24 protein-coding genes and 1 other annotated feature (1 of these 25 running past the window's edge) are annotated in these 23,478 nt (G+C 38.3%); of the genes, 22 read left to right on the top strand and 2 right to left on the bottom strand.

All coding sequences use genetic code 11. The annotated features are described in order from the left end of the window. Nucleotides 1–41 (top strand) — a sequence feature (ribosomal protein L21 leader region); it begins 170 nt to the left of the window's first position. 16 nt (nucleotides 42–57) lie between these two features. The 16 genes from rplU to yajC all read left to right on the top strand — a co-directional run bounded on the left by rplU (nucleotide 58) and on the right by yajC (nucleotide 13,355). Next, the gene (gene rplU, locus ACWNMY_RS04705) at nucleotides 58–366 is read left to right on the top strand and encodes a 50S ribosomal protein L21 (RefSeq protein ID WP_449537120.1); all 309 of its coding nucleotides are present in this window, start codon (nucleotides 58–60) and stop codon (nucleotides 364–366) included. Nucleotides 367–377: 11 nt separating this feature from the next. Next, complete coding sequence (locus tag ACWNMY_RS04700; RefSeq protein WP_449537119.1) at nucleotides 378–704, top strand: ribosomal-processing cysteine protease Prp; 327 nt, start codon at nucleotides 378–380, stop codon at nucleotides 702–704. Nucleotides 705–885: 181 nt separating this feature from the next. Further along, complete coding sequence (gene rpmA, locus ACWNMY_RS04695) at nucleotides 886–1,179, top strand: 50S ribosomal protein L27 (protein WP_449537118.1); 294 nt, start codon at nucleotides 886–888, stop codon at nucleotides 1,177–1,179. Between the two features lie 166 nt (nucleotides 1,180–1,345). Then, nucleotides 1,346–1,885, top strand: a complete 540-nt coding sequence (locus ACWNMY_RS04690; protein ID WP_449537117.1) for a Spo0B C-terminal domain-containing protein — start codon at nucleotides 1,346–1,348, stop codon at nucleotides 1,883–1,885. 28 nt (nucleotides 1,886–1,913) lie between these two features. Next, nucleotides 1,914–3,200: a GTPase ObgE gene (gene obgE / locus ACWNMY_RS04685; protein ID WP_449537116.1), complete on the top strand. Its 1,287-nt coding sequence runs from the start codon at nucleotides 1,914–1,916 to the stop codon at nucleotides 3,198–3,200. Nucleotides 3,201–3,348: 148 nt separating this feature from the next. Continuing rightward, entirely contained in the window at nucleotides 3,349–3,789 is a 441-nt protein-coding gene (locus ACWNMY_RS04680; RefSeq protein WP_449537115.1) for an ACT domain-containing protein, read from the top strand. 7 nt (nucleotides 3,790–3,796) lie between these two features. Then, a complete protein-coding gene (gene pheA, locus ACWNMY_RS04675; protein ID WP_449537114.1) occupies nucleotides 3,797–4,657 on the top strand; it encodes a prephenate dehydratase in 861 nt (286 codons plus the stop codon). Between the two features lie 386 nt (nucleotides 4,658–5,043). Beyond that, nucleotides 5,044–6,453, top strand: a complete 1,410-nt coding sequence (gene safA, locus ACWNMY_RS04670; RefSeq protein ID WP_449537113.1) for a SafA/ExsA family spore coat assembly protein — start codon at nucleotides 5,044–5,046, stop codon at nucleotides 6,451–6,453. A gap of 231 nt (nucleotides 6,454–6,684) precedes the next feature. Beyond that, entirely contained in the window at nucleotides 6,685–7,590 is a 906-nt protein-coding gene (locus ACWNMY_RS04665; RefSeq protein WP_449537112.1) for a YhcN/YlaJ family sporulation lipoprotein, read from the top strand. A gap of 257 nt (nucleotides 7,591–7,847) precedes the next feature. Continuing rightward, the gene (locus ACWNMY_RS04660) at nucleotides 7,848–8,375 is read left to right on the top strand and encodes a BofC C-terminal domain-containing protein (protein ID WP_449537111.1); all 528 of its coding nucleotides are present in this window, start codon (nucleotides 7,848–7,850) and stop codon (nucleotides 8,373–8,375) included. Between the two features lie 339 nt (nucleotides 8,376–8,714). Next, the gene (gene ruvA, locus ACWNMY_RS04655) at nucleotides 8,715–9,323 is read left to right on the top strand and encodes a Holliday junction branch migration protein RuvA (RefSeq protein WP_449537110.1); all 609 of its coding nucleotides are present in this window, start codon (nucleotides 8,715–8,717) and stop codon (nucleotides 9,321–9,323) included. A 13-nt stretch (nucleotides 9,324–9,336) separates the two neighbouring features. Continuing rightward, nucleotides 9,337–10,338 (top strand): Holliday junction branch migration DNA helicase RuvB, encoded by a 1,002-nt coding sequence (gene ruvB, locus ACWNMY_RS04650; RefSeq protein WP_449537109.1) that lies wholly within the window; start codon nucleotides 9,337–9,339, stop codon nucleotides 10,336–10,338. 237 nt (nucleotides 10,339–10,575) lie between these two features. Beyond that, entirely contained in the window at nucleotides 10,576–10,767 is a 192-nt protein-coding gene (locus tag ACWNMY_RS04645) for a DUF2905 domain-containing protein (protein ID WP_449537108.1), read from the top strand. 24 nt (nucleotides 10,768–10,791) lie between these two features. Further along, nucleotides 10,792–11,820, top strand: coding sequence for a tRNA preQ1(34) S-adenosylmethionine ribosyltransferase-isomerase QueA (gene queA / locus ACWNMY_RS04640; protein WP_449537107.1), 1,029 nt, complete (start codon nucleotides 10,792–10,794; stop codon nucleotides 11,818–11,820). 89 nt (nucleotides 11,821–11,909) lie between these two features. Beyond that, nucleotides 11,910–13,049: a tRNA guanosine(34) transglycosylase Tgt gene (gene tgt, locus ACWNMY_RS04635; protein ID WP_449537106.1), complete on the top strand. Its 1,140-nt coding sequence runs from the start codon at nucleotides 11,910–11,912 to the stop codon at nucleotides 13,047–13,049. Between the two features lie 45 nt (nucleotides 13,050–13,094). Then, on the top strand, nucleotides 13,095–13,355 hold the full coding sequence (gene yajC / locus ACWNMY_RS04630; RefSeq protein WP_116351614.1) for a preprotein translocase subunit YajC: 261 nt from the start codon (nucleotides 13,095–13,097) through the stop codon (nucleotides 13,353–13,355). 56 nt (nucleotides 13,356–13,411) lie between these two features. Here yajC and ACWNMY_RS04625 read toward each other — a convergent pair whose 3' ends face one another. Beyond that, on the bottom strand, nucleotides 13,412–13,795 hold the full coding sequence (locus ACWNMY_RS04625; RefSeq protein ID WP_449537105.1) for a TIGR04086 family membrane protein: 384 nt from the start codon (nucleotides 13,793–13,795) through the stop codon (nucleotides 13,412–13,414). A 275-nt stretch (nucleotides 13,796–14,070) separates the two neighbouring features. Between ACWNMY_RS04625 and ACWNMY_RS04620 the strand changes: the two genes are divergently transcribed. Then, a complete protein-coding gene (locus ACWNMY_RS04620) occupies nucleotides 14,071–14,736 on the top strand; it encodes a DUF421 domain-containing protein (protein ID WP_449537104.1) in 666 nt (221 codons plus the stop codon). 24 nt (nucleotides 14,737–14,760) lie between these two features. Here the strand turns inward: ACWNMY_RS04620 and spoVB are convergent, their stop codons facing one another. Further along, a complete protein-coding gene (spoVB, locus tag ACWNMY_RS04615) occupies nucleotides 14,761–16,323 on the bottom strand; it encodes a stage V sporulation protein B (protein WP_449537103.1) in 1,563 nt (520 codons plus the stop codon). A 148-nt stretch (nucleotides 16,324–16,471) separates the two neighbouring features. On the opposite strand from spoVB, the gene ACWNMY_RS04610 reads away from it, so the two are divergent. The 5 genes from ACWNMY_RS04610 to ACWNMY_RS04590 all read left to right on the top strand — a co-directional run bounded on the left by ACWNMY_RS04610 (nucleotide 16,472) and on the right by ACWNMY_RS04590 (nucleotide 23,416). Further along, complete coding sequence (locus ACWNMY_RS04610) at nucleotides 16,472–16,753, top strand: post-transcriptional regulator (RefSeq protein ID WP_449538387.1); 282 nt, start codon at nucleotides 16,472–16,474, stop codon at nucleotides 16,751–16,753. Nucleotides 16,754–17,005: 252 nt separating this feature from the next. Beyond that, nucleotides 17,006–19,255: a protein translocase subunit SecDF gene (secDF, locus tag ACWNMY_RS04605; RefSeq protein WP_449537102.1), complete on the top strand. Its 2,250-nt coding sequence runs from the start codon at nucleotides 17,006–17,008 to the stop codon at nucleotides 19,253–19,255. 129 nt (nucleotides 19,256–19,384) lie between these two features. Next, nucleotides 19,385–20,281 (top strand): cation diffusion facilitator family transporter, encoded by an 897-nt coding sequence (locus ACWNMY_RS04600; RefSeq protein WP_449537101.1) that lies wholly within the window; start codon nucleotides 19,385–19,387, stop codon nucleotides 20,279–20,281. Nucleotides 20,282–20,546: 265 nt separating this feature from the next. Beyond that, entirely contained in the window at nucleotides 20,547–22,904 is a 2,358-nt protein-coding gene (recJ, locus tag ACWNMY_RS04595) for a single-stranded-DNA-specific exonuclease RecJ (protein ID WP_449537100.1), read from the top strand. Beyond that, entirely contained in the window at nucleotides 22,904–23,416 is a 513-nt protein-coding gene (locus ACWNMY_RS04590; RefSeq protein WP_449537099.1) for an adenine phosphoribosyltransferase, read from the top strand. Before recJ ends, ACWNMY_RS04590 begins: the two co-directional genes overlap by 1 nt. The last annotated feature ends 62 nt before the right edge of the window (nucleotides 23,417–23,478 follow it).

Raw genomic sequence — 23,478 nt, 5'->3', positions numbered from 1 at the left:
TTTGCCGAGACGCCTGTGTAGTGGCGAGTCTTAGTCATAATTATAGGAGGTGCAAATATGTACGCAATTATTGAAACTGGCGGTAAGCAAATCAAAGTTCAAGAAGGCCAAGAAATCTACATCGAAAAGCTTGACGTAGAGCAAGGTGGAACAGTTACATTTGACAAAGTTTTATTCGTAGGTGGCGAAAACGTTAAAGTTGGTAGCCCTACTGTTGAAGGTGCAACTGTTACTGCTAAAGTTGAAAAACAAGGTCGCGCTAAGAAGATCATTGTTTTCAAATACAAGGCTAAAAAGAACTATCGTAAAAAGCAAGGTCATCGTCAACCTTACACTAAAGTTACTATCGAAAAAATTAATGCATAAGGTTTTCTGCCATGATACATGTAACTATTAATCGTAATAGTTCTGGTAGAATCGACTCATTTACAATGAGTGGACATGCCGAATATGATGTTCCTGGGAAGGATATCGTTTGTGCAGGTGCTTCGGCAATTGCCTTTGGTACCATTAATTCCATATATGCTTTATGTAAAGTAGAGCCGATACTGGAACAAGAAAAAAATGGTTTCCTCCGCTGTCAAATTCCTTCATTGAAGGATGAGGTAAAAGAGGAAAAGGTACAGCTTCTTTTAGAAGGAATGCTTGTATCATTACAAACGATTGAACTTGATTATGGACAATATATGAAAATTCAATCATAAATAAAATAAATTAGCGTTCAAAAAGGAGGACAAAAAGGGCAGAGAAGTTCTAGGAACGATAGTCTCGAGGACCGAAGCGTATGGTTTAAATACGTGAGGACCGGAGAGGCGGAGTGACAACGAAATTCGACAGCCATTTTTCCCGGACTTTTTTGAACATCATATCTGGAGGTGAACAACAATGTTCGTAAGATTAGACTTGCAATTCTTCGCTTCTAAAAAGGGAGTAGGTAGTACTAAAAACGGTCGTGATTCAATCTCGAAACGTCTTGGTGCGAAACGTGCAGATGGTCAATTCGTTTCTGGTGGATCAATTTTATACCGTCAACGCGGTACTAAAATTTACCCAGGTGTAAACGTTGGCCGTGGTGGTGACGACACTCTATTCGCTAAAGTTGACGGAGTTGTTAAATTTGAGCGTTTAGGCCGTGACCGTAAACAAGTAAGTGTATACCCAACTGCTCAAGAAGCGTAATAACTTATAAAACTCTAACCAATAAGGTTAGAGTTTTCTTTTTTTACGATGAAACTCATCCTCTTAAAGTAGTGTTATTTACCAAGGTTTGATATAATTTTTAGACAAGATTCGAATTCTAAGGAATAGTTCGTTTTGTATAAACAAATATATTAGGGGAAATGACATGAATAAGAATTGGAGTACGGTCGATGTAATTAAGCACACACGCCATGATTGGTTAAATAAAATTCAACTAATTAAAGGGAACATCGCGTTGCAGAAACTTGATCGTGTTAAGGTAATTATTGAAGAAATCGTTATTGAAGCTCAAAATGAATCACATCTTACTAATCTACAAATTCCAACCTTTGCTGCACTCATTATGACCTTTAATTGGGAGCCACATAAGTATCAATTGGAATATGAAGTAGTAGGTGATAGTCGAGATTTATCAAACTACGATACTGAGATAACAGAATGGTGTACTCAGTTTTTTACAGAGGTTGAGAATTCTGTTGATGAAATGGGAGAAAATCATTTATCACTTACAATTGATTGTTCGACCGAGAAAACTCGATTCTTTTTTGATTTTAGTGGAATACTAAAAGAAAATGAGAAGCTTACAAATTGGCTATCTGTAAAAAGCCAATCAGATAGTTTCCTGCAAGTTAAAGAATATACTGTACATAATGAGGAAATAAGTATTACATTACAGATTGCATAATATAGGTGCATAACTACGGAGGTAAAACATGTTTGTCGATCAGGTCAAAGTGTATGTAAAAGGCGGAGACGGGGGCAACGGAATGGTTGCATATCGTCGTGAAAAATATGTTCCAATGGGTGGTCCTGCTGGTGGTGACGGTGGAAAAGGAGCAGATGTTATATTCGAGGTTGAAGAAGGATTACGAACCTTGATGGACTTCCGCTACCAACGTCATTTCAAGGCAAAGCGTGGAGAACATGGGATGTCTAAGAATCAACATGGTAAAAATGCGGAGCCAATGATTGTAAAAGTTCCCCCGGGAACAGTTGTTACAGATGATGATACTGGAGAAGTACTTGCTGATTTAACACAGCATGGTCAAAAGGCTGTTATTGCTAAAGGTGGCCGTGGAGGAAGAGGGAATTCACGTTTCGCTACACCAGCTAACCCGGCTCCAGAAATCGCTGAAAATGGTGAACCAGGGCAGGAACGCTACATTAGACTAGAATTAAAAGTATTAGCGGACGTTGGTCTTGTAGGGTTTCCCAGTGTAGGAAAATCTACATTATTATCTGTCGTTTCAGCAGCAAAACCGAAAATTGCAGAATACCATTTTACTACGATAGTTCCAAACCTTGGAGTTGTTGAAACGGAAGATAACCGTAGCTTTGTTATGGCAGATTTACCAGGTCTGATTGAGGGAGCTCATCAAGGTGTTGGACTAGGGCATCAATTCTTAAGACATATTGAACGAACAAGAGTCATTGTGCATGTCATTGATATGTCCGCAATGGAAGGTCGTGACCCTTATGATGATTATGTAACGATCAACCAAGAACTAAGGGAATACAATCTTCGGTTAACCGAACGACCGCAAATTATTGTCGCAAATAAAATGGATATTCCGGACTCCGAGGAAAATTTAAAAACATTTAAAGAAAAACTAAAAGATGATGTTAAAATATTTCCTATTTCAGCCATAACAAGACAAGGTCTTCGTGATCTCTTGTTTACCATTGCAGATTTACTTGAAACAACTCCTGAATTCCCACTTGAGGTGGAAGAAGATACTGGCAATCATCGTGTTATGTATCGTCATGAGAAAGAGGAAGTAGATTTTATCATTACACGTGAACCAGACGGATCATTTGTGATTTCTGGCGAAAGAGTTGAAAAGTTGTTTAAGATGACTGACTTTTCGAGAGACGAGTCTGTGAAACGTTTTGCAAGGCAACTACGTGGAATGGGAATTGACGATGCACTTCGTGAACGAGGTGCAAAAGATGGGGATATCGTTCGATTACTTGAATATGAATTTGAATTTATAGAATAAAACGGTATTCAAAAAGTTGGAAGAAATATTATGAGTGATAGAACTATGGTGAGCCTGACGTTGATACGGGTTGATCAAAGTTCTATACTTTGCTTTTCATCCACTTTTTGTACTCAATAAAGAGAAGGTAATAGGGGGAGTAGCTTGCATGGATGGTAAATTCTATCTAGTTCGTGAGGATGTCCTTCCAGAAGCGGTTCGTAAAACTTTGGATGCAAAGGAACTTTTAGACAGTGGGGCAGCACAATCGATTGCAGAAGCTACACAAAAGGTAGACTTAAGCAGAAGTGCTTATTACAAATACAAAGACACTGTATTTCCTTTTCATACAACCGTTAAGGAGAAAATTATTTCATTGTTTTTTCATTTAGAGGATCGGTCTGGTACACTCTCTCAATTATTGAGGACTGTAGCTGACACAGGCTGTAATGTATTAACAATCCACCAAACGATACCTTTACGAGGGAAAGCAAACGTTACACTGTCATTAAATACATCTGGCATGCAAGGTGAAGTAACTGATCTCTTAGCAAAACTACGAAAACTCGAATTCGTGGACAAAGTTGAAATTCTTGGAACGGGAGCATAGGGGAAAAATGATAAATATTAAGAACGTTGGATTTTTAGGACCTAATGCAACCTTTACAGCACAAGCTGTTGCTGCATTATTTCCTGAAAAGGACAGTAGGCCATACAGAACGATCCCTGCATGTATTGATGCAGTAGAGAAGGGAGAAGTGGATGTGGCTGTTGTTCCCGTAGAAAACACAATCGAGGGAACGGTTAATTTAACAATTGACTATTTAATTCATGAAAAACCATTGAAAATTGTTGGTGAAGTCATTATACCTATTAAACAGCATTTAATGGTACATCCTGAAAATATAAAAAATTGGGAGTCTGTACAAGGGATTTATTCACACCCACATGCGATTGCGCAATGTCATAAATTTTTATTTAGTAACTTTCCAAATATCCAGCCTGAAGAGACGAGTTCAACAGGTGCAGCAGCAAAATATGTGAGTGAGCACCCAGAACAAAAACTTGCGGCTATAGCTAATTCAGTTGCTGCAACGGAATACGGTTTAACGATTGTTGAACATGATATTCATGATTTTGATAACAATCATACAAGGTTTGTCGTATTACATAAAGAGATGATTGATCTAAACGTAGACCATTCAAACAACTCCGGAAATAAAACAACGTTAATGGTTACTTTACCATCTGATCAAGCGGGAGCTTTACACCAAGTTCTTTCTGTATTTGCATGGAGAAAATTAAATCTATCTAGAATCGAATCAAGACCAATGAAAACAGGACTAGGAAACTATTTCTTTTTAATTGATATTGAACAACGTCTGGATGAAATTTTAATACCAAGTGCAATTGCAGAATTAGAAGCATTAGGAAGTGGAGTTACTGTACTTGGCACGTACCCCTACTATAGAATTTAACTTTATTGAGCATGATCCCCCATTTTTTAGCTGGAGGGACAGTGCTTTACTGTTATATTTTTTGGGTATTAAACCCCTAGTGTAAAAATAATGTTTCTGGCGGATGCCAGATTTTTAAAAGAAGTATTTTTTTCGCATCAACTGGTACTAAGCCCTTTGTAGGGCAAAAGTCAACATAGCATGATTGAAATAAATTGGACGCCAAGGACGCCAAGGCGCAAAGCAAACTCGGTTTCTTACCGAGTTTTTTCTTTGATTTTAAGGCTCGACCACCTAACGCGCTACACATAATTTGTGAAGCCTATGCATAAGTTGTGATGAGAATAGTGGCAATTTGCCTATTACGACATAGTATGTAATGACTTATGTATAGGAGGGGAAATCGCGTGAAAATCCATATCGTTCAAAAAGGCGACACTCTATGGAATATTGCAAACAAATATGGCGTCGACTTTCAAGAACTCAAAGCTGTAAATACTCAGCTGAGTAATCCGGATGCGCTTATGCCAGGTATGAAGATTAAGGTTCCAACGGGAACTGTACATGTGAAAAAAGAAGCACAAATTGGTGGAGTCCAAAAGGAAGCACAAATCAACATTACTCCTCAAAAAGAGGAGCAAGTTCAACATCCATTTGCTGATATTACTCCACAGCCGTTCCCAGTTATGGATATAGAGGAGGAAGAAGAGGAACTCCCAGAAGTAGAAGAGGAAGTTAAGGGTGTTGAAACAGGTCCTTACATTCCTCAAATGCCACAACTACCACAAATGCCAATTATGCCAACTATGCCGCCACAAATGCCACAGTACCAGCCATTTGAAATTGATATTAATAACTATAACATTATGGGTATGCCTCAAGTTCCAACACCACCACCGAACGTACTTCCAGGTATGTTGGCTCCTGAGGAAGAGGATTTTGAATCGGAAGATGACTACATGCCTGAAATGCCACAGATGCCACAAATGCCACCACAGATGCAGCAGATGCCTTTTCAACAGCAACCAGGGATGTTTAATCATTGTGTGCCAATGACGCCAGTAATGCCTGGTTATGGCTTTAACTATGTACCAGGACAACAAGGTGGCTTCCCGCAACAAGGTCCATTTAATCCAATGGGTGGCTTTCAAAGAACGGAAGACGTAGAAGGCGTCCAGGAGGCTCCAATTGCGCAAGTGCAAATGCCGCAAATGCCTCAATATCAGCCGTTTGAAATCGATATCAATAATTTTAACGTAATGCAAATGCAAGCACCACAACCTGGAATGTTTGCAGGGGTAGAGGATGAAATGGAGGAAATGCCACAAATGCCTCCGCAAATGCCGCCTCAGATGGCACCTATGCAAGCACCACCATTTATGGGTAATTGTGTTCCTGTATCACCAGTAATGCCTGGTTATGGCTTTAATGGCGGGTTTCCGGGACCTTCACCTTTTGGATCTGGGATGCCAATGCAAGCAGGACCACAGGCTATTAGTCCGGCAATGAACAATAATCCTGTAGGAAATCCAATGGGTATGTTCCCCGGGCATATGAACCAACAGATGATGCCATCACAATTTTACAATAAGAAAGATTGTGGTTGTGGAGGACCTAAGCCGCCTTTTGTTGGAAATTTTCCACCACAAGGCCATCATCCGGTAGGGCAACAACCTTTTCCAGGGCAATTTAATACTCAACCTTTCCAAGGTGGGTTTCCTGTTCAACAAGCTCCATACGGAGTAAATCCTTATCAACAGATGCCGTTTAACCCAATGTTTAACATGCCTGATGTTGATGATGATTTAGACGATTAATATATTCAACAAACAACAACTTGGTAAGGGCGAATAAACATTCGTCCTTAATTTTTTAGTATGAACGAAACTGCTTTTTAATGGCAATAAAAAGGACAAACCATGCTACATAGGCTTTACGTCCAAAATTTTATTTACTGCAAATAACTAACAGCAATATTCCCTCTCTTGATTAGACAACCTAAAGGAGAACATGTATTTATGTTCAAATGGTCAAAGGGGGTTATTGTATTGAGGAAGATTCTCTACACATTTTCTACAGCAGCATTAATGCTTGGTGGATTGACAGCATGTAATACCGATGAAGGGGCTTCTACCTACAACACCGATAATGCCAGACCGATTGGTTATTATTCAAATGAAAATGACCGTGATCGTACCGATCGTAATGGAAATGTCCGTGATAACGATGGTCCATTAACAGAAATTATGGATCGAACCGGAGCTGAAAATAACAATCGTAATAACCGGACGGGTGTCATGAACGACAATAGAAAAAATAAAGACAACCGTGCTAATTACAAAATGAATCCTAACAACGAAAACAGATCTGGTATCATGAACTATCGTGATGAACAACGTAAAAATGGAATCATGAATCATCGCGGTAACAATCGTGGGACGAAGATATTGAATAACCATGATAACAATAATAGAGGCGTTAACCCCTTTAACGATGGTAATCCAAACACAAATAGGGATAATGGCCATGGATATTCTGATCAAAACTATCATAGTCATCTAAATGATAATAACCACAGAGTACATTCATACGGATATTACAATAATGATGACCAAAATATAGTAGCAAAAATTAAAGAACGAGCTTCCAAAGTAAAAAATGTTGATGAAACTCGTGTTATCGTAACAGACGAAAACATCTTGGTAGCTGTTGATACGAACGACAACAACAATCAAAACGTGAAAGATGCTGTCAAGAAGGCTGTAGAACCATTAGCTAAAGGAAAGAACGTGAATGTTGTGACAGATGAGGGAACATTTACACGTGTCCGTGACATTGATAATGACATACGTAATGGGAACCGAAGAGAGTCAATTGATGCGGATATAAATGACCTCTTTGACAACATTGGCGATACAATCAGAGCCCCATTTACAAATGAAAATAGAGGATAAGTGTAACTTTATACAAAACCCTATGATGGAATTTCCAATTACACATAAGTCAGGGTTAATTAGCTAGGATGTCCATTTGGGCATCCTTTTCTTCTTAAGGCTAAAGAGTAATACATAAACGAATATCATCCTATTTTATGAAAAAAATTTATAGGCTAGTTTGGATAAACTTTCTATTTATGGTCAAACTAATTGTAGGTTATAAAGTTTTTAATACAAAAAAGTGTTGGCAACTAATTGTAAGAGGTGATGCCAAAGTGAAAACGATCATAAAGGTAATCGTTTGTCTAGCGGTTGTTTTTATATTGCCTAGCTTTACTGGAACCGGAGCAGAACTAACTCAAGAAAATGAAGAAACAGTCCAAGAAGTGACTGGGCCATTGGAAGTTACAGTTATTCTGGAACGTGTGTATGTCGATGGCGAGGTTAGTGAAGAGATAGTAAAGGAAACAATACTATCGATGGAGGATTTTTGGGCTCAATATGAGGAGTGGGACTTAGTCCACCAGGATGATACACAAATGGTATTTCAACGACGAGTAGATGACATTTCCCCATTACTTAAATCAAATGGATATTTTGGATTGACCGAAGATGGGATATTGTCAATCTTTAATGGAAAGCCGGATCAATCGGAAAAGGTAATCCAGTCGTTCTTTCAGATTGATGTAAAGAAACTTGAGAGCTACCAGCATGATTTGCTAAAGAAGGGAATCAAGGTTGGTTCGAAGGACGAATATATCAATGTAATTGAAACGTATAAAACCTATACAACATCCCCTTAAATATAAAATTTTGAGAGACTAGTGATTGTTCTAGTCTCTCTTTTTATTTAACTTTAGTTACCTGTGTCCCCCATTTAATGGGCTTACAATAAAGCGAGGTTCAACCCCAACTGAACAAAGTTAAATCCTCCGGTGTAGCCACGGTTTTACGAGTAATGCTTTTCGAGTGTAAGAGTAAAGACTAAGTCCGTCACGTCCTGTGGGAACGTCATATGACCCACTCCAAGTTGGCTAAAAAATCAGACACAAATACGCCAGTGCGTATTTGAAATTAGTTCGATGTCTTTTTTTGACGAATATGATAAAATGGGGTACAGCAAAGAAGAGGAGAGAAGATGTTTGATTGAATTTATTAAAGGATCAATTGACTATATAAATCCTGAATACATAGTTGTAGATAACAATGGAATTGGTTATCAGGTTTTTACCCCTAATCCGTTTGTTTTTACAAAAGAAAAGCAAGAGACTGTTTATACATATCAGCATGTAAGAGAAGATATATTAGCGCTGTATGGCTTTAAAACACGTGAAGAACGTGCATTGTTTGTAAAACTACTTAACGTAACGGGGATTGGACCAAAAGGGGGGCTAGCTATCCTAGCTTCAGGTGAGCCCCAGCAAGTGATACGTGCGATTGAAAATGAAGATGAAAAATTCCTAGTTAAGTTCCCAGGAGTCGGGAAAAAGACGGCCCGGCAAATCATACTAGATTTAAAAGGAAAGCTTCAAGACCTAGTTCCTACTATTCATCCCGATTTGTTTACTGAAGAACACGAGCTTGAAATGAACGGAAATACCGGTTATACACAGCTAGAGGAAGCGGTAGAGGCTCTAAAAGTGTTAGGATATGCAGAAAGAGATATCAATAAAGTATTGCCTGGATTGAAGCAAGAGCAGTTATCAACGGAACAATATATAAAGAAAGCTCTGCAAATGTTACTAAAGTAAGGGGGATGCTTTGATGGAGGACAGAATCGTCTCAGGCAGTGCTAATTACGAAGAGTCAGCAATCGAGCAAAGCCTTAGACCTCAAACGTTGGCGCAATACATTGGACAAGAAAAGGTGAAGTCGAATCTATCGATATTTATAGAAGCTGCGAAAATGAGACAAGAAACCTTGGACCATGTGTTATTATATGGCCCACCAGGTCTTGGGAAAACTACCCTAGCAACAATCATTGCGAACGAAATGGGAGTCAATATTCGAACAACCTCAGGCCCAGCAATTGAGAGGCCTGGGGACTTGGCCGCTATCTTAACTGCGCTTGAACCAGGAGATGTCCTTTTTATCGATGAAATTCACCGCCTTCAGCGCTCTATTGAGGAAGTATTATATCCTGCAATGGAGGACTTTTGTTTGGATATCGTAATTGGAAAGGGAGCAGGTGCACGGTCTGTTCGCCTTGACTTACCCCCATTTACCTTAGTTGGAGCTACAACACGTGCAGGTTCATTGTCTGCTCCGCTACGTGACAGGTTTGGTGTACTTAGCAGGTTGGAATATTATAATGAAAGCCAATTAGCGAATATTGTAACACGGACAGCTGAACTTTTAGACGTTGAAATTGAGGGCCAAGCATCCCATGAAATCGCTAGACGGTCTAGGGGCACACCGAGAATTGCCAATCGTTTATTACGTAGAGTGAGGGACTTCGCTCAAGTCCGCGGAGATGGTACGATTACGAACAAAATGGCAAACGAAGCATTAGAATTACTACAGGTCGACCGTTTAGGACTAGACCATATTGACCATAAATTACTTAAAGGGATCATTGAAAAGTTTCGTGGAGGCCCAGTAGGACTAGAAACGATTGCTGCAACCATTGGGGAAGAGTCACACACAATTGAAGATGTATACGAGCCGTATCTCTTGCAAATTGGCTTTTTACAGCGAACACCCCGAGGGAGAGTGGTAACAGAGCTCGTTTATCACCACTTTCAAATGGAAGCTCCTAAGGAGTAGGAATTATTTCCGTCTAGGCCGTTGAGCTTATTTTTGCAGTTACACCTATTGAGCTGCAAAAACATTGCCACAGGATGTAGCTTTTTATTCTTTGATTTTATGCGCGTTACAATCCTTGAAGAATCAAGGCATTCGGCTGAGACCCCTTATGCAGTTGGTTTTTCGTTCACCATGAATCGTGTATAACTCAAAGTCCCTTCATTTCACCACTATTATAAGGAGTGAATAAAGGTAATCATGGGGAAAATGCTAATGATATTGGGAATTATACTGCTAGTAGTTGGGCTTATCATGCATTTTATTGGAAGACTGCCCGGAGATGTTGTTGTAAAAAAAGGTAATACTACATTTTATTTTCCTATCGTGACATCGATTGTAGTTAGCGTTATTTTATCATTAATTTTTTATGTAATTGGTCGGTTTCGGTAAGAAGAATGAGAAAAAGGTGAAAGCATGAAAGTAGATTTATTTGATTTTTATTTACCAGAGGAGTTAATTGCGCAAATACCGCTAGAAGATCGGGAAGCATCACGCCTTATGGTAGTAGATAAAGAAACAGGAAACATTACCCATACCCACTTCAAGTCCATCCTTTCTTATTTAAAAGAAGGGGATTGTTTGGTTTTAAATGATACTCGTGTTCTACCTGCTCGATTGTATGGAGTAAAAGAGGATACCGGAGCAAAAGTAGAAGTTTTACTCTTAAAACAAGAAAACGGGGACACATGGGAGACGCTTGTAAAGCCGGCAAAACGTGTCAAAGAAGGGACTGTGCTAAGCTTTGGTGAGGGAAGTTTAAAAGCAATTTGTACAGGTATAGGTGATCATGGGGGAAGGATGTTAGACTTTCAGTATGAGGGAATTTTTTATGAGGTATTAGACGCTTTAGGAGAAATGCCCTTGCCCCCATATATCACAGAGCAATTGGACGATAAGGAAAGGTATCAGACAGTGTATGCTAAACATCGGGGCTCCGCTGCTGCTCCAACAGCAGGGTTACATTTCACAGAGGAGCTTTTACAAGAAATACGTGATAAGGGAGTACATACTGCCTTTATTACATTACATGTTGGCTTAGGTACGTTCCGTCCAGTGAGTGCAGAAACAATTGATGAACATGATATGCATTCAGAATTTTATCAGATGACAGAAGGTACTGCCAGATTGCTTAACGAAGTAAAGGCAAACGGTGGGAAAATTATTTCAGTTGGTACTACATCGACAAGGACTCTAGAAACAATTGTAAAAAATAATGAGGGTAAATTTGTCGAGTCGAGTGGATGGACGAATATATTTATCTATCCTGGATATCAATACGAAGCCATAGATGGACTCGTTACCAATTTTCACTTACCGAAATCAACGTTGATTATGCTTGTCAGTGCGTTAGCTGGCCGAGAAAATATTCTTCATGCCTATAATGAGGCGGTAAAAGAACGGTACCGCTTCTTCAGTTTCGGAGATGCGATGCTGATACTCTAAGTGCCTATCCCTGCTAGAATAGTGAGGGGCACTTGCTTGTGATCAAAAACCGGGTGGTGGATTACCGCCCACATAAAGGAGAAATATACGTGACCGCAATTAGATACGAACATATTAAGACTTGTAAGCAGACGGGTGCAAGACTTGGAAGGGTACATACACCACATGGTTCATTTGATACCCCAGCATTTATGCCAGTAGGTACACTTGCAACAGTTAAGACGATGTCCCCAGAAGATTTAAAAGAAATGGGAGCTGGCATCATTCTAAGTAACACCTATCACCTTTGGCTAAGACCTGGCCATGAAATCATTAAAGAAGCGGGTGGCTTACATAAATTTATGAACTGGGATAGAGCAATCTTGACTGATTCAGGCGGCTTCCAGGTTTTTAGTTTAAGTGAATTTCGTGATATCCAAGAGGAAGGAGTTCATTTTCGAAATCACCTAAATGGTGACAAACTATTTTTATCACCTGAAAAGGCGATGGAAATTCAAAATGCACTAGGTTCAGATATTATGATGGCATTTGATGAATGTCCTCCATATCCGGCTACTTTTGAATACATGAAGAAATCTGTTGAGCGGACAAGCCGTTGGGCAGAAAGATGTTTACAAGCTCACAGTCGACCACAAGACCAAGGTCTTTTTGGTATTGTTCAAGGAGGCGAATATGAAGAACTTCGTAAACAAAGTGCAAAGGATTTAGTTTCAATGGATTTTCCGGGGTATGCAGTAGGAGGGCTATCCGTTGGAGAGCCAAAGGATGTTATGAATAGGGTCTTGGAATTTACAACGCCACTTCTACCAACAAATAAGCCTAGATATCTAATGGGAGTAGGTTCTCCGGATTCCTTAATTGATGGTGCAATCCGAGGAATCGATATGTTTGACTGTGTACTTCCTACAAGAATTGCACGTAATGGTACACTCATGACGAGTGAGGGAAGATTGGTTGTGAAAAATGCAGAATATGCTCGTGATTTTAGACCATTAGATGAAAATTGCGATTGCTATACATGTAAAAATTATAGCCGCGCCTATATTAGACACTTAATTAAAACAAGTGAAACATTCGGAATAAGACTTACTACTTATCATAACCTGCATTTTCTGTTAAAATTAATGGAGCAAGTCCGACAAGCGATACGTGAGGATCGTCTTGGCGACTTCCGTGAAGAATTTTTTGAGCGATATGGGTTCAATAAGCCAAACGCGAGAAACTTCTAATTACAAACACATGAAAAAAACAAAATAGGGAAAGGGGTGAAATAAATGGAGGGTATTTTAGGAACGGTTGGTCCTTTAATTCTTATGTTTGCTATTTTTTATTTCTTGTTGATTCGTCCACAGCAAAAACGTCAAAAAGCTACTGTGCAAATGCAATCTAACCTTGCAAAGGGAGATAAGGTAGTAACAGTTGGTGGTTTACACGGAATTATTGATTCTATTGACGAAAACAAGGTAGTCATTAAATCTGGTAACGCTAATCTTACATATGACAGACAAGCTGTACGTGATGTCATTAAGGACTAATGAAATACATAAAAAAAGAGCGTATAAAAAACGCTCTTTTTTTAGATTGTACTCAATTAAGCTTCTCTTCTTGAAGGAGTTGTCATATTTACTCCGAAAATACCACCAATCACAGCAGCAGCTAAAAACCCTAAGTGATACATTGTTTGTTCTGTCGAAAATGTAGCATCAAAACCTAAGAACTGAACGATAAATACGATGATGGAATACAAAATTCCTGTACCACCACCAATAAGCCAGCCTTTCTCCTTCCCTTTTCCACCTGAAACAAATCCACCAACGAAAAGTGCAAGGAACGAAGCCCCTAGAATAACCCAGGATATAGATGATTCTTGTAGTGAAGTAAAGCGAAGTAAGAGTGAAATTAGTAAACTTGACACGATCACAATCAATAAGATTGAGACAACACCGTAAATCATTGCAACTCCCATTTTTCTCATGCGTATACACTCCCCCTTAATCTCAAATGCGACTTGATATTATTAAAATACAAGTAACCCTAGTACGAGCATATTCATGTCCACAACGAATTAGAATAAAAAAGTACAAACTTTATGTGCAGATTTGTTAAGGAATCTGAAGACATTTTACAACAACACATCCAGAAGTGTTTCTCGATTGGTAAAACCTGCGAATTATGATTTTTGTAAGATTCGAGCAACCTATTATTACTATGTCTTTGTTGACAAAGAGCTCAATGGGGGAGGTTTTCAATTTGGAGGAATACCTCACAATTATCGGAAGGACAATCTTACTTTATTTTATTCTACTTACGATTTTTCGTTTAATGGGCAAACGTGAAATTGGGGAACTAAGTTTATTGGATTTAGTTGTATTTATGATGATTGCAGAAATGGCTGTTATCGGAATTGAATCAACGAATGACCCTATTCTACATTCTGTTGTCCCAATGGTTCTGCTCATGGGAATACAATACTTTCTTGCACTGCTTTCCTTAAAAAGCAAAAGGTTACGAGAAATCATTGATGGGCGTCCAACCGTTATCGTCAATAAAGGAAAAGTAGACGAGCATGCAATGAGGAAACAAAGGTACAATTTTGATGATCTTATGATGCAGCTACGAGAAAAGAATGTGAAAAATCTAGCTGATGTTGAATTTGCCATTTTAGAATCATCTGGTGAATTATCAGTATTAGAAAAAGATAAGAATAAATCGTCAGATATGGAAGAGTTTACGATTGATTTACCACTCATCTTGGATGGCGAGATCCAAGAAGAACATGTAGAGCAACTCAACAAAACAGAGTTTTGGTTGCGATCTGAGTTGAAGAAACTGGGACATACTGATTTGAAGAAAATATCTTATTGCAGCTATCACAGTGGTCAATTACATGTAGATATAAAGGATGAAAAAAGGTAACCAGTGGTTACCTTTTTTGTATCCTTATAAAAGTGAAGCTAGTTTTGGCCCGATAAAGGGAATTCTTTTTACTTCATCCTTTGTTAGAAGCTTAAAAATGAATAGAAGTATAATGTAGATGAGCGAAGTAATGAAAATGGCTGTTAGAGTTCTTATCGTAAGTCCCGCATCGGTTAAGATCGTGCTGTAAAAGTAATGGCCGCCTATACCTGAAAGTACCATCGTTACAGCACTCTTTACATAATCCCTTATATAAAAACTATAAGAGATTACTTTAACAATTGTTGAAAAATGAAGTAATGTAACGAGCATCATACCGATTACAATCGCTAAAGCTGCACCCATTATCCCGAGAGAAGGCCGTGTAGCAAGAATAAAAATAGCCCCTGTTTTAATGATATTCCCAATAAAGCTGTTAATCATTGCTGCTTTTGCTAAATCCAGTGCTTGAAGGGTTGCTTGCAGTGGACCTTGAAAATAATAAAAGATGAAGAATGGAGCCATTACTTTAATATAGATTGCAGAATTACTATTTCCATACATAAGTTCCATCACTGGTGCAGCGAAGACATAGAGGATGACAATTGCTAATCCGCCTGAAACAAGTGATAACCGTAAAGCTTGTTTGAGTCGATACTCAATTAATAACGATTGTTTCTTTGCAGCGGCTTCGCTAATAGCTGGTACAAGTGCTGTTGAAAGTGAGTACGTAATAAACGATGGTAGCATGAGTAGTGGTAAAGCAAAACCGGTTAGTTCCCCGTATTGCCTTGTTGCCATATGAGTAACTACCCCAGCAATTGCAAGACTCTGTGCTACAACTATAGGCTCGAAAAACCAGGATACAGACCCTATTAGCCTACTTCCTAAAGTTGGAACCGCAATTCTTGTTAAATCATTAAATGTATCTTTTCCGTTTTTTGCTGACTTAAAAAAGTTCTTCCGAATTGTAATTCGTTTTTTCATCTTAAACATAAAGAATAGATAAAGAAGAGACATCAACTCGCCTACAACAGCTGAAAGCATAGCACCGGCAGCCGCATACTCAATCCCGTACGGTAAAAATGCTTTTGTAAACACATAAACAAGCGTAATTCTAACCACCTGTTCAATTACCTGTGAATAAGCAGGTGGCTTCATATTTTGTCTACCCTGGAAATATCCGCGAAGTACGGATGAAATCGCAACAATCGGGACAATTGGTGAAATCGCTAATAATGGATAATACGTTCTGCTATCAGTGAGAAGTGTTTCAGATAACATTGGCGCTAGAAAAATCATCATTGGCGTAAATAAAAGGCTCAATGTTCCTGTAATGGATAAAGACACGACTAGGATTTTTTTTATTTTTCGTGTATCGCCTTGTGCCTCGGCCTCTGCTACCAATTTCGAAATCGCAACAGGTAATCCCATCTGAGTTAATGTAATGGTTAACACAAATGTTGGAATGGCCATCATGTAAAGCCCTACACCTTCTTCACCGATTAGCCGCGCGACAACGATTCTATTAATAAATCCCAAAATTCTGGTAATTAGACCTGCGATGATTAAGATTAATGTTCCTTTTAGGAATGTTTGCTTTGACAAATTATTTCCCTACCTTCTCAAAAAAGGTGATATCATTTACAATTAACTATATGCACGTAAGGTGTCCAAGCATGACAAGTATTAAAAAAGTTAAAAAGATAGAGTTGAAAAGTAGGAGAGATGACATGTGAATCAAAAAGAGTCTCATATGTATGACAAGTATCGCGAAAATGTTCGTCCATTTCTAAAAAGTAAGCTAGAAGAGTTTCAATTATATGGATATGATAAAGTGAAAGAAGATGAACTTTGGGGATTCTTGAGGAATAAAACATGGAGAAAGGAAAAGGAAGAAAAACCCTTACATCAAATAGTAAGTGATATCCTATCTGTTAAGGTTGGAGATTTCATGAACTATGCAACAGTAGAAGCGTTTAAAGAGCCAAACTGGTTTGAGGGTGAAGGGAAGGATGTTTTAGAAAAGTTATTATAAGGATGTGGCAGGTCAAAAATGGTAAAAGCCGAGATTGACATGAATTTCCTATTGTTTCATAATTATGGAGGAGGGCTTGAAGGACAGGCTATATTTTTCAGCTAGCAATGTCTAGTTTAGGCGCTTCGGCTCAAGTTCATAAAACAAGCATTTATGAAGGAAAAAAGTGCCTTCCGTTAGCGCTCGTCTTATGCTAGTCGTAGATATACAGGCACCCTAAAGCTTTTCTATTAAAGGAGGATTTACATACATATGGTTAAAAAAGGCCGCATCGTGGTGTTTTTTGTATTAGTACTTCTATTTGGTGCGTTAATTGGAGTGACTGGTACAGATACAGCAAAAAATATTAAACTAGGGCTTGATCTTCAAGGTGGTTTTGAAATTCTTTATGAGGTAAAACCAGCTAAAGATGGCGATGTCATTGATAAAGAAGCATTAGTGAGTACCGTTAATGCCCTAAATAATCGTGTTAATGTTCTTGGTGTTAGTGAACCAAATATTCAAATTGAAGGTGACGATCGTATCCGGGTGCAATTAGCCGGTGTAGAAGATCAAACGAAAGTACGTGAAATTCTATCAACACAAGCGAAACTAACCTTTAGGGATGTAAAAGACAATGTATTGCTGGACGGTTCGCAGCTTGCACAAAATGGAGCAAGTCAGGCATTTGACCAATTAGGAAGACCTGCAGTAGCTCTAACAGTGAATAAATCGGATGATCTAAAAAATGCGACCCAAAAGGTTCTTGATCAACGTCCGAACAATTTAATGGTAATTTGGTTAGATTTTGAAGAGGGTGTAGACTCTTATGAAGCAGAAAAAGCAAAACCAAATCCGAAATTCCTTTCTGCAGCATCTGTTAATGAAGTTTTTAACACAAAATCTGTTACAATTGAAGGAGATAACTTTACAGTTGAATCTGCTAAGGAGCTTGCATCATTATTAAATGCCGGTGCGCTTCCAGTTGATTTAGAGGAGATTTATTCGACATCAGTTGGAGCTAAGTTTGGTGAACAAGCTTTAGATAATACAATTTTTGCTGGGGCAATTGGTATCGGTTTAGTGCTATTATTTATGCTTGTTTTTTACCGATTCCCTGGTATGATTGCTGCTATTACATTAAGTATCTTTGTTTATTTAAATCTACTCGTCTTTGACTGGATGAATGCAGTACTTACGTTACCTGGAATTGCAGCCTTAATTTTAGGAGTAGGTATGGCAGTCGATGCCAACATCATTACGTATGAGCGGATAAAAGAAGAAATAAAGTCTGGAAAGTCCGTGTTATCTGCATATCGAGCAGGTACCAAAGGATCATTTTGGACGATATTTGACGCAAACATTACAACTATCTTAGCAGGGGTAGTTTTATATATCTTTGGTAATAGTGCTGTTAAAGGCTTTGCTACAATGTTAATTGTAAGTATTCTTTTAAGCTTTTTAACTGCAGTGTACGGAAGTCGATTATTATTAGGTCTCTGGGTGAACAGTAAGTTCTTAAATAAGAAACCTAGTTATTTTGGAGTAAAACAAAGTCAGATACGTAATTTAGCAGATGCTGACGAGGAAGGGGATTACCCTACTAGGTTTGACCGTTTTGACTTTGCGAAACACAAAAATAAATTCTTTATTGCCTCAGGAATTATGGTAATTGTGGGAATTGCAGTATTAGCAATATTTAAGATGAATCTGGGTATTGATTTTGTAAGTGGGACTCGAGTTGAGATTCTTGCCGAACAGACAATTACACAAGATGAAATTACGGAAGAACTTGCAAAATTAGAGCTTGAACCTAAGGAAGTACTAATTTCTGGCGATAATAATGAAATAGGTGTTGCTCGCTTTGATGAGGATCTCTCAAAGGATGAAGTAAATCAAGTAAAGGCTCATTTCCATGATATATATGGGGCAGATCCGAACGTAAGTACAGTATCACCTACTGTCGGTAAGGAAATTGCCAGAAACGCCTTTATTGCAAGCTTAATTGCAGCGCTAGGCATTATCATTTATGTCGCATTTCGTTTTGAATGGCTAATGGGACTTGCGGCAATTGTAGCCCTTGCTCATGATGCATTTTTTGTTATCGTATTCTTTAGTATTACAAGACTAGAAGTTGACATTACATTCATAGCTTCCATCTTAACCATTATCGGTTATTCAATAAATGATACAATTGTTACCTTTGATAGAATTCGTGAACTTTACAAAAAGAAAAAACGTATTAAAACATACGAGGATCTTGCGCTTATCGTAAATAGAGGATTAAGACAAACATTAGGTCGATCTGTGAATACTGCCATCACTGTAATTTTTACAAGTGTTGCATTACTTATTTTTGGTGGGCAAGCTATCACAAACTTCTCCTTCGCCTTAACAATTGGATTAGTTGCTGGTATGTATTCTTCAATCTTTATCGCAGCACAGCTTTGGTTAGTTTGGAAAACAAAGCAAATTACTAGAAAACGTACTGTGAATAAAGAAGTCGAACCAGAAGAAATGTAGTTGAGAAAAGTCGTGGAATTTCACGACTTTTTCTTTTTTTACTTGATGAGTAATAACCAAATTTGGATACACTAAAAAACATGTCTTGAGGGATTAAATAGATAAGGTTTACAAGGAGGGGGAGGTATTTTGAAGGAAGACGACCGTTTTAAACTGGCAGAAAAAGCCATTATCGTAGGGGTTATAGGTAATATCATTCTGGCTGTCATTAAATGGGTAATTGGGATCCAGTCAAATAGTCGAGCGCTTGTTGCAGATGCAGTACATTCTGCTTCAGATGTAGCGGGTTCATTAGCAGTATACATTGGAGTGCGAGCAGCAAAAAGACCTCCTGACGAGGACCATCCATATGGTCATGGTAAGGCAGAATCGATTGCTGCAATCATTGTGGCGGTATTATTAGCATTGATAGGATTTGAAATTGGGAAAGCCTCGTTTGAGTCATTTTTCAAACCTATCGCAGTACCAAAAATGATGGCCATTTATGCAGTATTATTTTCTATAATTATTAAAGAAGTAATGTTTCGATATAAATACAATCTTGGAAAACGCATAAAAAGTGATGCTTTAATCATTAATGCTTATGATGATCGCTCAGATGTATTTGCCTCTATAGCAACACTTATTGGAATCGTAGGTGCGATACTTGGTGGTTATCTTGGACTTGATTGGCTTGTCTATGCGGACCCGGTAGCAGGACTACTAGTTGCTATCTTAATATTGAAAATGGCATGGGAATTTGGAACAGAAGCGATACATAATACATTAGATCATGTCTTACATGATGAGGATACAACAGAGTACAGGGAGATTGTTCTTTCTGTTCCAGAAGTAAAGAAAATTACCCAGCTACATGCACGTGAACATGGTCATTATGTAATAGTCGATCTAAAAATATCAGTTGACCCATATATGACTGTTGAAGAAGGTCATAATGTGGGGAAAAAGGTGAAAGCAAAGCTCATGGAGTATACGGAAGTCCAAAATGTACTAATACATATTAACCCTTACTCAGAGGATGATTAACCCGTAAGATTATTATTGAAAAATCAAATTCGCCTTGGCATATTTGCACCTAGATTTTAGGCCAACACGAGATGGTTATGAAGACGTTAAACAAGGATGTGGCGTTCTAGTCTTCGATTACTTGCTCGGAAACTTACCTTTAAAAATCTAGGCAATCGACGGAGGCTTTAACTTTATTCAGGATTCTGCCAAATAAAGTTAAAAGTCAATGATTGTAACATAGGAAATGCTCCGGTATAATAGTGAGGTTAAAGGGGTGAGACTTTTGTTACAATCTAAAACTCGTTGGAAAGTAAATGAAAGCAACAATGAAATCACAAATCTACTAGTTAATGAGCTACAAGTTACACCTCTAGTAGCATCCCTGCTTGTCAATAGAGGGCTTACTACCACTCAGTCTGCACGTGACTTTATAGAACCAGACACAAGCGAATTCCATGATCCATTTTTACTTGATCAAATGGAAATTGCAATTGATCGAATTACTCAAGCTATTAAAAATGAGGAAAAGATATTAGTATTTGGTGATTATGATGCTGACGGGGTTAGTAGTACCACGGTTATGCTCACTGCCTTAAGAGAAAAAGGTGCAACTGTAGAATTTTATATACCAAATCGTTTTACCGAGGGATATGGTCCAAATGAGGCCGCGTTTAGATGGGCCAAAACAGAAGGGTTCTCACTAATTATTACCGTAGATACGGGAATTTCTGCCCTTCATGAGGCGGAGGTTGCGAAAGAATTAGGAATTGATTTAATAATTACAGACCACCATGAGGTCGGACCAATACTACCTTTAGCAACTGCTATTATCCATCCGAAAAAACCAAATAGCCAATACCCATTCAAAGAATTAGCTGGTGTAGGTGTTGCATTTAAGGTTGCTCATGCTCTTCGCGGTGAAGTGCCTACTGATTTGCTTGATGTAGCTGTTATTGGGACAATCGCAGATTTAGTACCTTTACACGGGGAGAACCGCCTTCTCGCCAAAAAGGGAATAAGGGCATTGCAAACAACAAGTCGTCCTGGTATCAAAGCATTATTGAAAAAAGCGCGTGTTGAGAGTAATGACATCAGTGAAGAAACTGTTGGATTTGCAATTGGGCCAAGAATTAATGCGGTTGGGCGCTTACAATCAGCGGACCCTGCGGTTGATTTATTAATGACAAACGACCCAGAGGAAGCTGCATATATTGCGGAAGAAATAGATGAATTGAATAAAGAAAGACAACAATTGGTCAACCAAATGACACAAGAAGCAATTAAAGAGGTCGAAGAAAACTATCCGCCAGAAACGAATTCAGTTCTTGTAATTGCTAGAGAAGGATGGAACTCAGGTGTTGTTGGAATTGTCGCTTCCAGGCTAGTTGATCGTTTTTATCGTCCAACAATTGTGTTAAGTGTGGATCCAGAAAAACGACTGGCGAAAGGTTCAGCAAGGAGTATTGAAGGCTTTAATTTATATGAAAGTCTATCAACCTGTAGAGATATTTTGCCGCACTTCGGTGGGCATCCAATGGCTGCAGGAATGACACTAAACCTTGATCATGTGGATGAATTAAGAACTCGACTAAATGGGATTGCAGCTGAAGTGCTCGAACCTGAAGATTTTCAACCTATTACATCTGTTGATGCCGTTTGTAGCATCCAAGAAGTAACGATCGAGTTAATCATGGAAATAAACAAGCTAGCTCCATTTGGAATGGGAAATCCTAAACCAAAGTTCCAAATAAATGATGCTGAAATTTCAACGATTAAAAGAATCGGGGCAGACCAAAGTCATTTAAAAGTTGTTCTACAGCAAGAACCAAACGTCTTAGATGGAGTCGGATTTGGGTTAGGACATGCTTGCGAAGGAATTTCCCCTTTGTCAAAGGTTTCTGTTATTGGGGAATTATCAATCAATGAATGGAACAATAATAGAAAACCACAAATGATGCTACAGGATATTGCTGTTAACGAGTGGCAGTTATTTGATATTCGTGGAATGCGTGATATTGCTACCTATCTAGAAAAAATCAAAAATGATAAACTCATCATAATTGCTTTTTCAGTTGATACGCTCCATAAGCTTCGTTTACTAGAATTGGATCAGACTTTTGTTGTTTCCTCTCTAGAAGAGGCAAAAGATATTCAATTGGATTCAAAACATGTTGTCTTACTTGATTTTCCAGAGGAAGAGACACTATTAAAAGAACTATTTTTTAAAGGTTTCCCAAACCGGATTTATACTTTATTTTTTCAAGAGCAGGATCACTTTTTTAGCACGATACCTACTAGAGAGCACTTTAAATGGTTTTATGCATTCCTTGCAAAAAAAGGACCATTTGATATGAATCGGTATGCACATGAACTAGCAAAATATAGAGGATGGTCACTAGAGACAATCGATTTTATGTCAAAGGTGTTTTTTGAATTAGAATTTGTTAAAATAGACAATGGATTTATTTCTTTATCAAATCAGGCTATAAAAAGAGATTTGACTGAATCAAAAACGTACCAATCAAAAGAAAAGAGAATTGAATTGGAAAAGCAATTATTGTATTCGTCATATCAACAATTAAAGCAGTGGTTTGATTCAATAAATAGAGGTTCGCATTCGCTTGAGGAGGCACTTAATTAATGGATTTAAAAAAATTTGTTGAGATTGTAGAAGACTATCCAAAACCAGGGATAAAGTTTAAAGATATTACACCACTAATGAATGACGGAGAGGCATACAAATATGCTACCGATCAAATCGTTATATATGCAAGAGAAAAAGACATCGACTTAGTAGTGGGTCCTGAAGCTCGTGGATTCATTATCGGGTGTCCAGTAGCATATTCACACGGTGTTGGCTTTGCCCCTGTTAGAAAGGAAGGAAAGCTTCCTAGAGATGTAATTAAAGTAGACTATGGTCTTGAGTACGGAAAAGATGTACTAACAATCCATAAAGATGCGATTAAACCGGGTCAACGTGTATTAATCACAGATGACTTATTAGCAACTGGTGGAACAATTGAAGCAACAATTAAACTTGTTGAAGAATTAGGTGGTATTGTTGCAGGAATTGCTTTCCTCATCGAACTCACATATCTTGACGGTCGTAAAAAACTAGATGGTTATGATGTACTAACTTTAATGCAGTTTTAACCTAAGTAGCACTCCTAAACGAGTGCTTTTTTTCATAAACTCTATTTTTTACAGGTTAAAAG

Source organism: Ferdinandcohnia sp. Marseille-Q9671, assembly GCF_976954385.1.
This window is presented reverse-complemented; position numbering and strand designations above follow the sequence as displayed.

Excerpts from the sequence above, each read along its gene's own strand:
- rplU (WP_449537120.1), top strand. The coding sequence starts at position 58 with ATGTACGCAATTATTGAAACTGGCGGTAAGCAAATCAAAGTTCAAGAA.
- ACWNMY_RS04625 (WP_449537105.1), bottom strand. The coding sequence starts at position 13,795 with ATGAGAAAAATGGGAGTTGCAATGATTTACGGTGTTGTCTCAATCTTA.
- pheA (WP_449537114.1), top strand. The coding sequence starts at position 3,797 with ATGATAAATATTAAGAACGTTGGATTTTTAGGACCTAATGCAACCTTT.
- obgE (WP_449537116.1), top strand. The coding sequence starts at position 1,914 with ATGTTTGTCGATCAGGTCAAAGTGTATGTAAAAGGCGGAGACGGGGGC.
- ACWNMY_RS04610 (WP_449538387.1), top strand. The coding sequence starts at position 16,472 with ATGTATGACAAGTATCGCGAAAATGTTCGTCCATTTCTAAAAAGTAAG.
- secDF (WP_449537102.1), top strand. The coding sequence starts at position 17,006 with ATGGTTAAAAAAGGCCGCATCGTGGTGTTTTTTGTATTAGTACTTCTA.
- yajC (WP_116351614.1), top strand. The coding sequence starts at position 13,095 with ATGGAGGGTATTTTAGGAACGGTTGGTCCTTTAATTCTTATGTTTGCT.
- ACWNMY_RS04680 (WP_449537115.1), top strand. The coding sequence starts at position 3,349 with ATGGATGGTAAATTCTATCTAGTTCGTGAGGATGTCCTTCCAGAAGCG.
- rpmA (WP_449537118.1), top strand. The coding sequence starts at position 886 with ATGTTCGTAAGATTAGACTTGCAATTCTTCGCTTCTAAAAAGGGAGTA.
- queA (WP_449537107.1), top strand. The coding sequence starts at position 10,792 with ATGAAAGTAGATTTATTTGATTTTTATTTACCAGAGGAGTTAATTGCG.
- ACWNMY_RS04645 (WP_449537108.1), top strand. The coding sequence starts at position 10,576 with ATGGGGAAAATGCTAATGATATTGGGAATTATACTGCTAGTAGTTGGG.
- ACWNMY_RS04700 (WP_449537119.1), top strand. The coding sequence starts at position 378 with ATGATACATGTAACTATTAATCGTAATAGTTCTGGTAGAATCGACTCA.
- ruvB (WP_449537109.1), top strand. The coding sequence starts at position 9,337 with ATGGAGGACAGAATCGTCTCAGGCAGTGCTAATTACGAAGAGTCAGCA.
- ACWNMY_RS04690 (WP_449537117.1), top strand. The coding sequence starts at position 1,346 with ATGAATAAGAATTGGAGTACGGTCGATGTAATTAAGCACACACGCCAT.
- ACWNMY_RS04590 (WP_449537099.1), top strand. The coding sequence starts at position 22,904 with ATGGATTTAAAAAAATTTGTTGAGATTGTAGAAGACTATCCAAAACCA.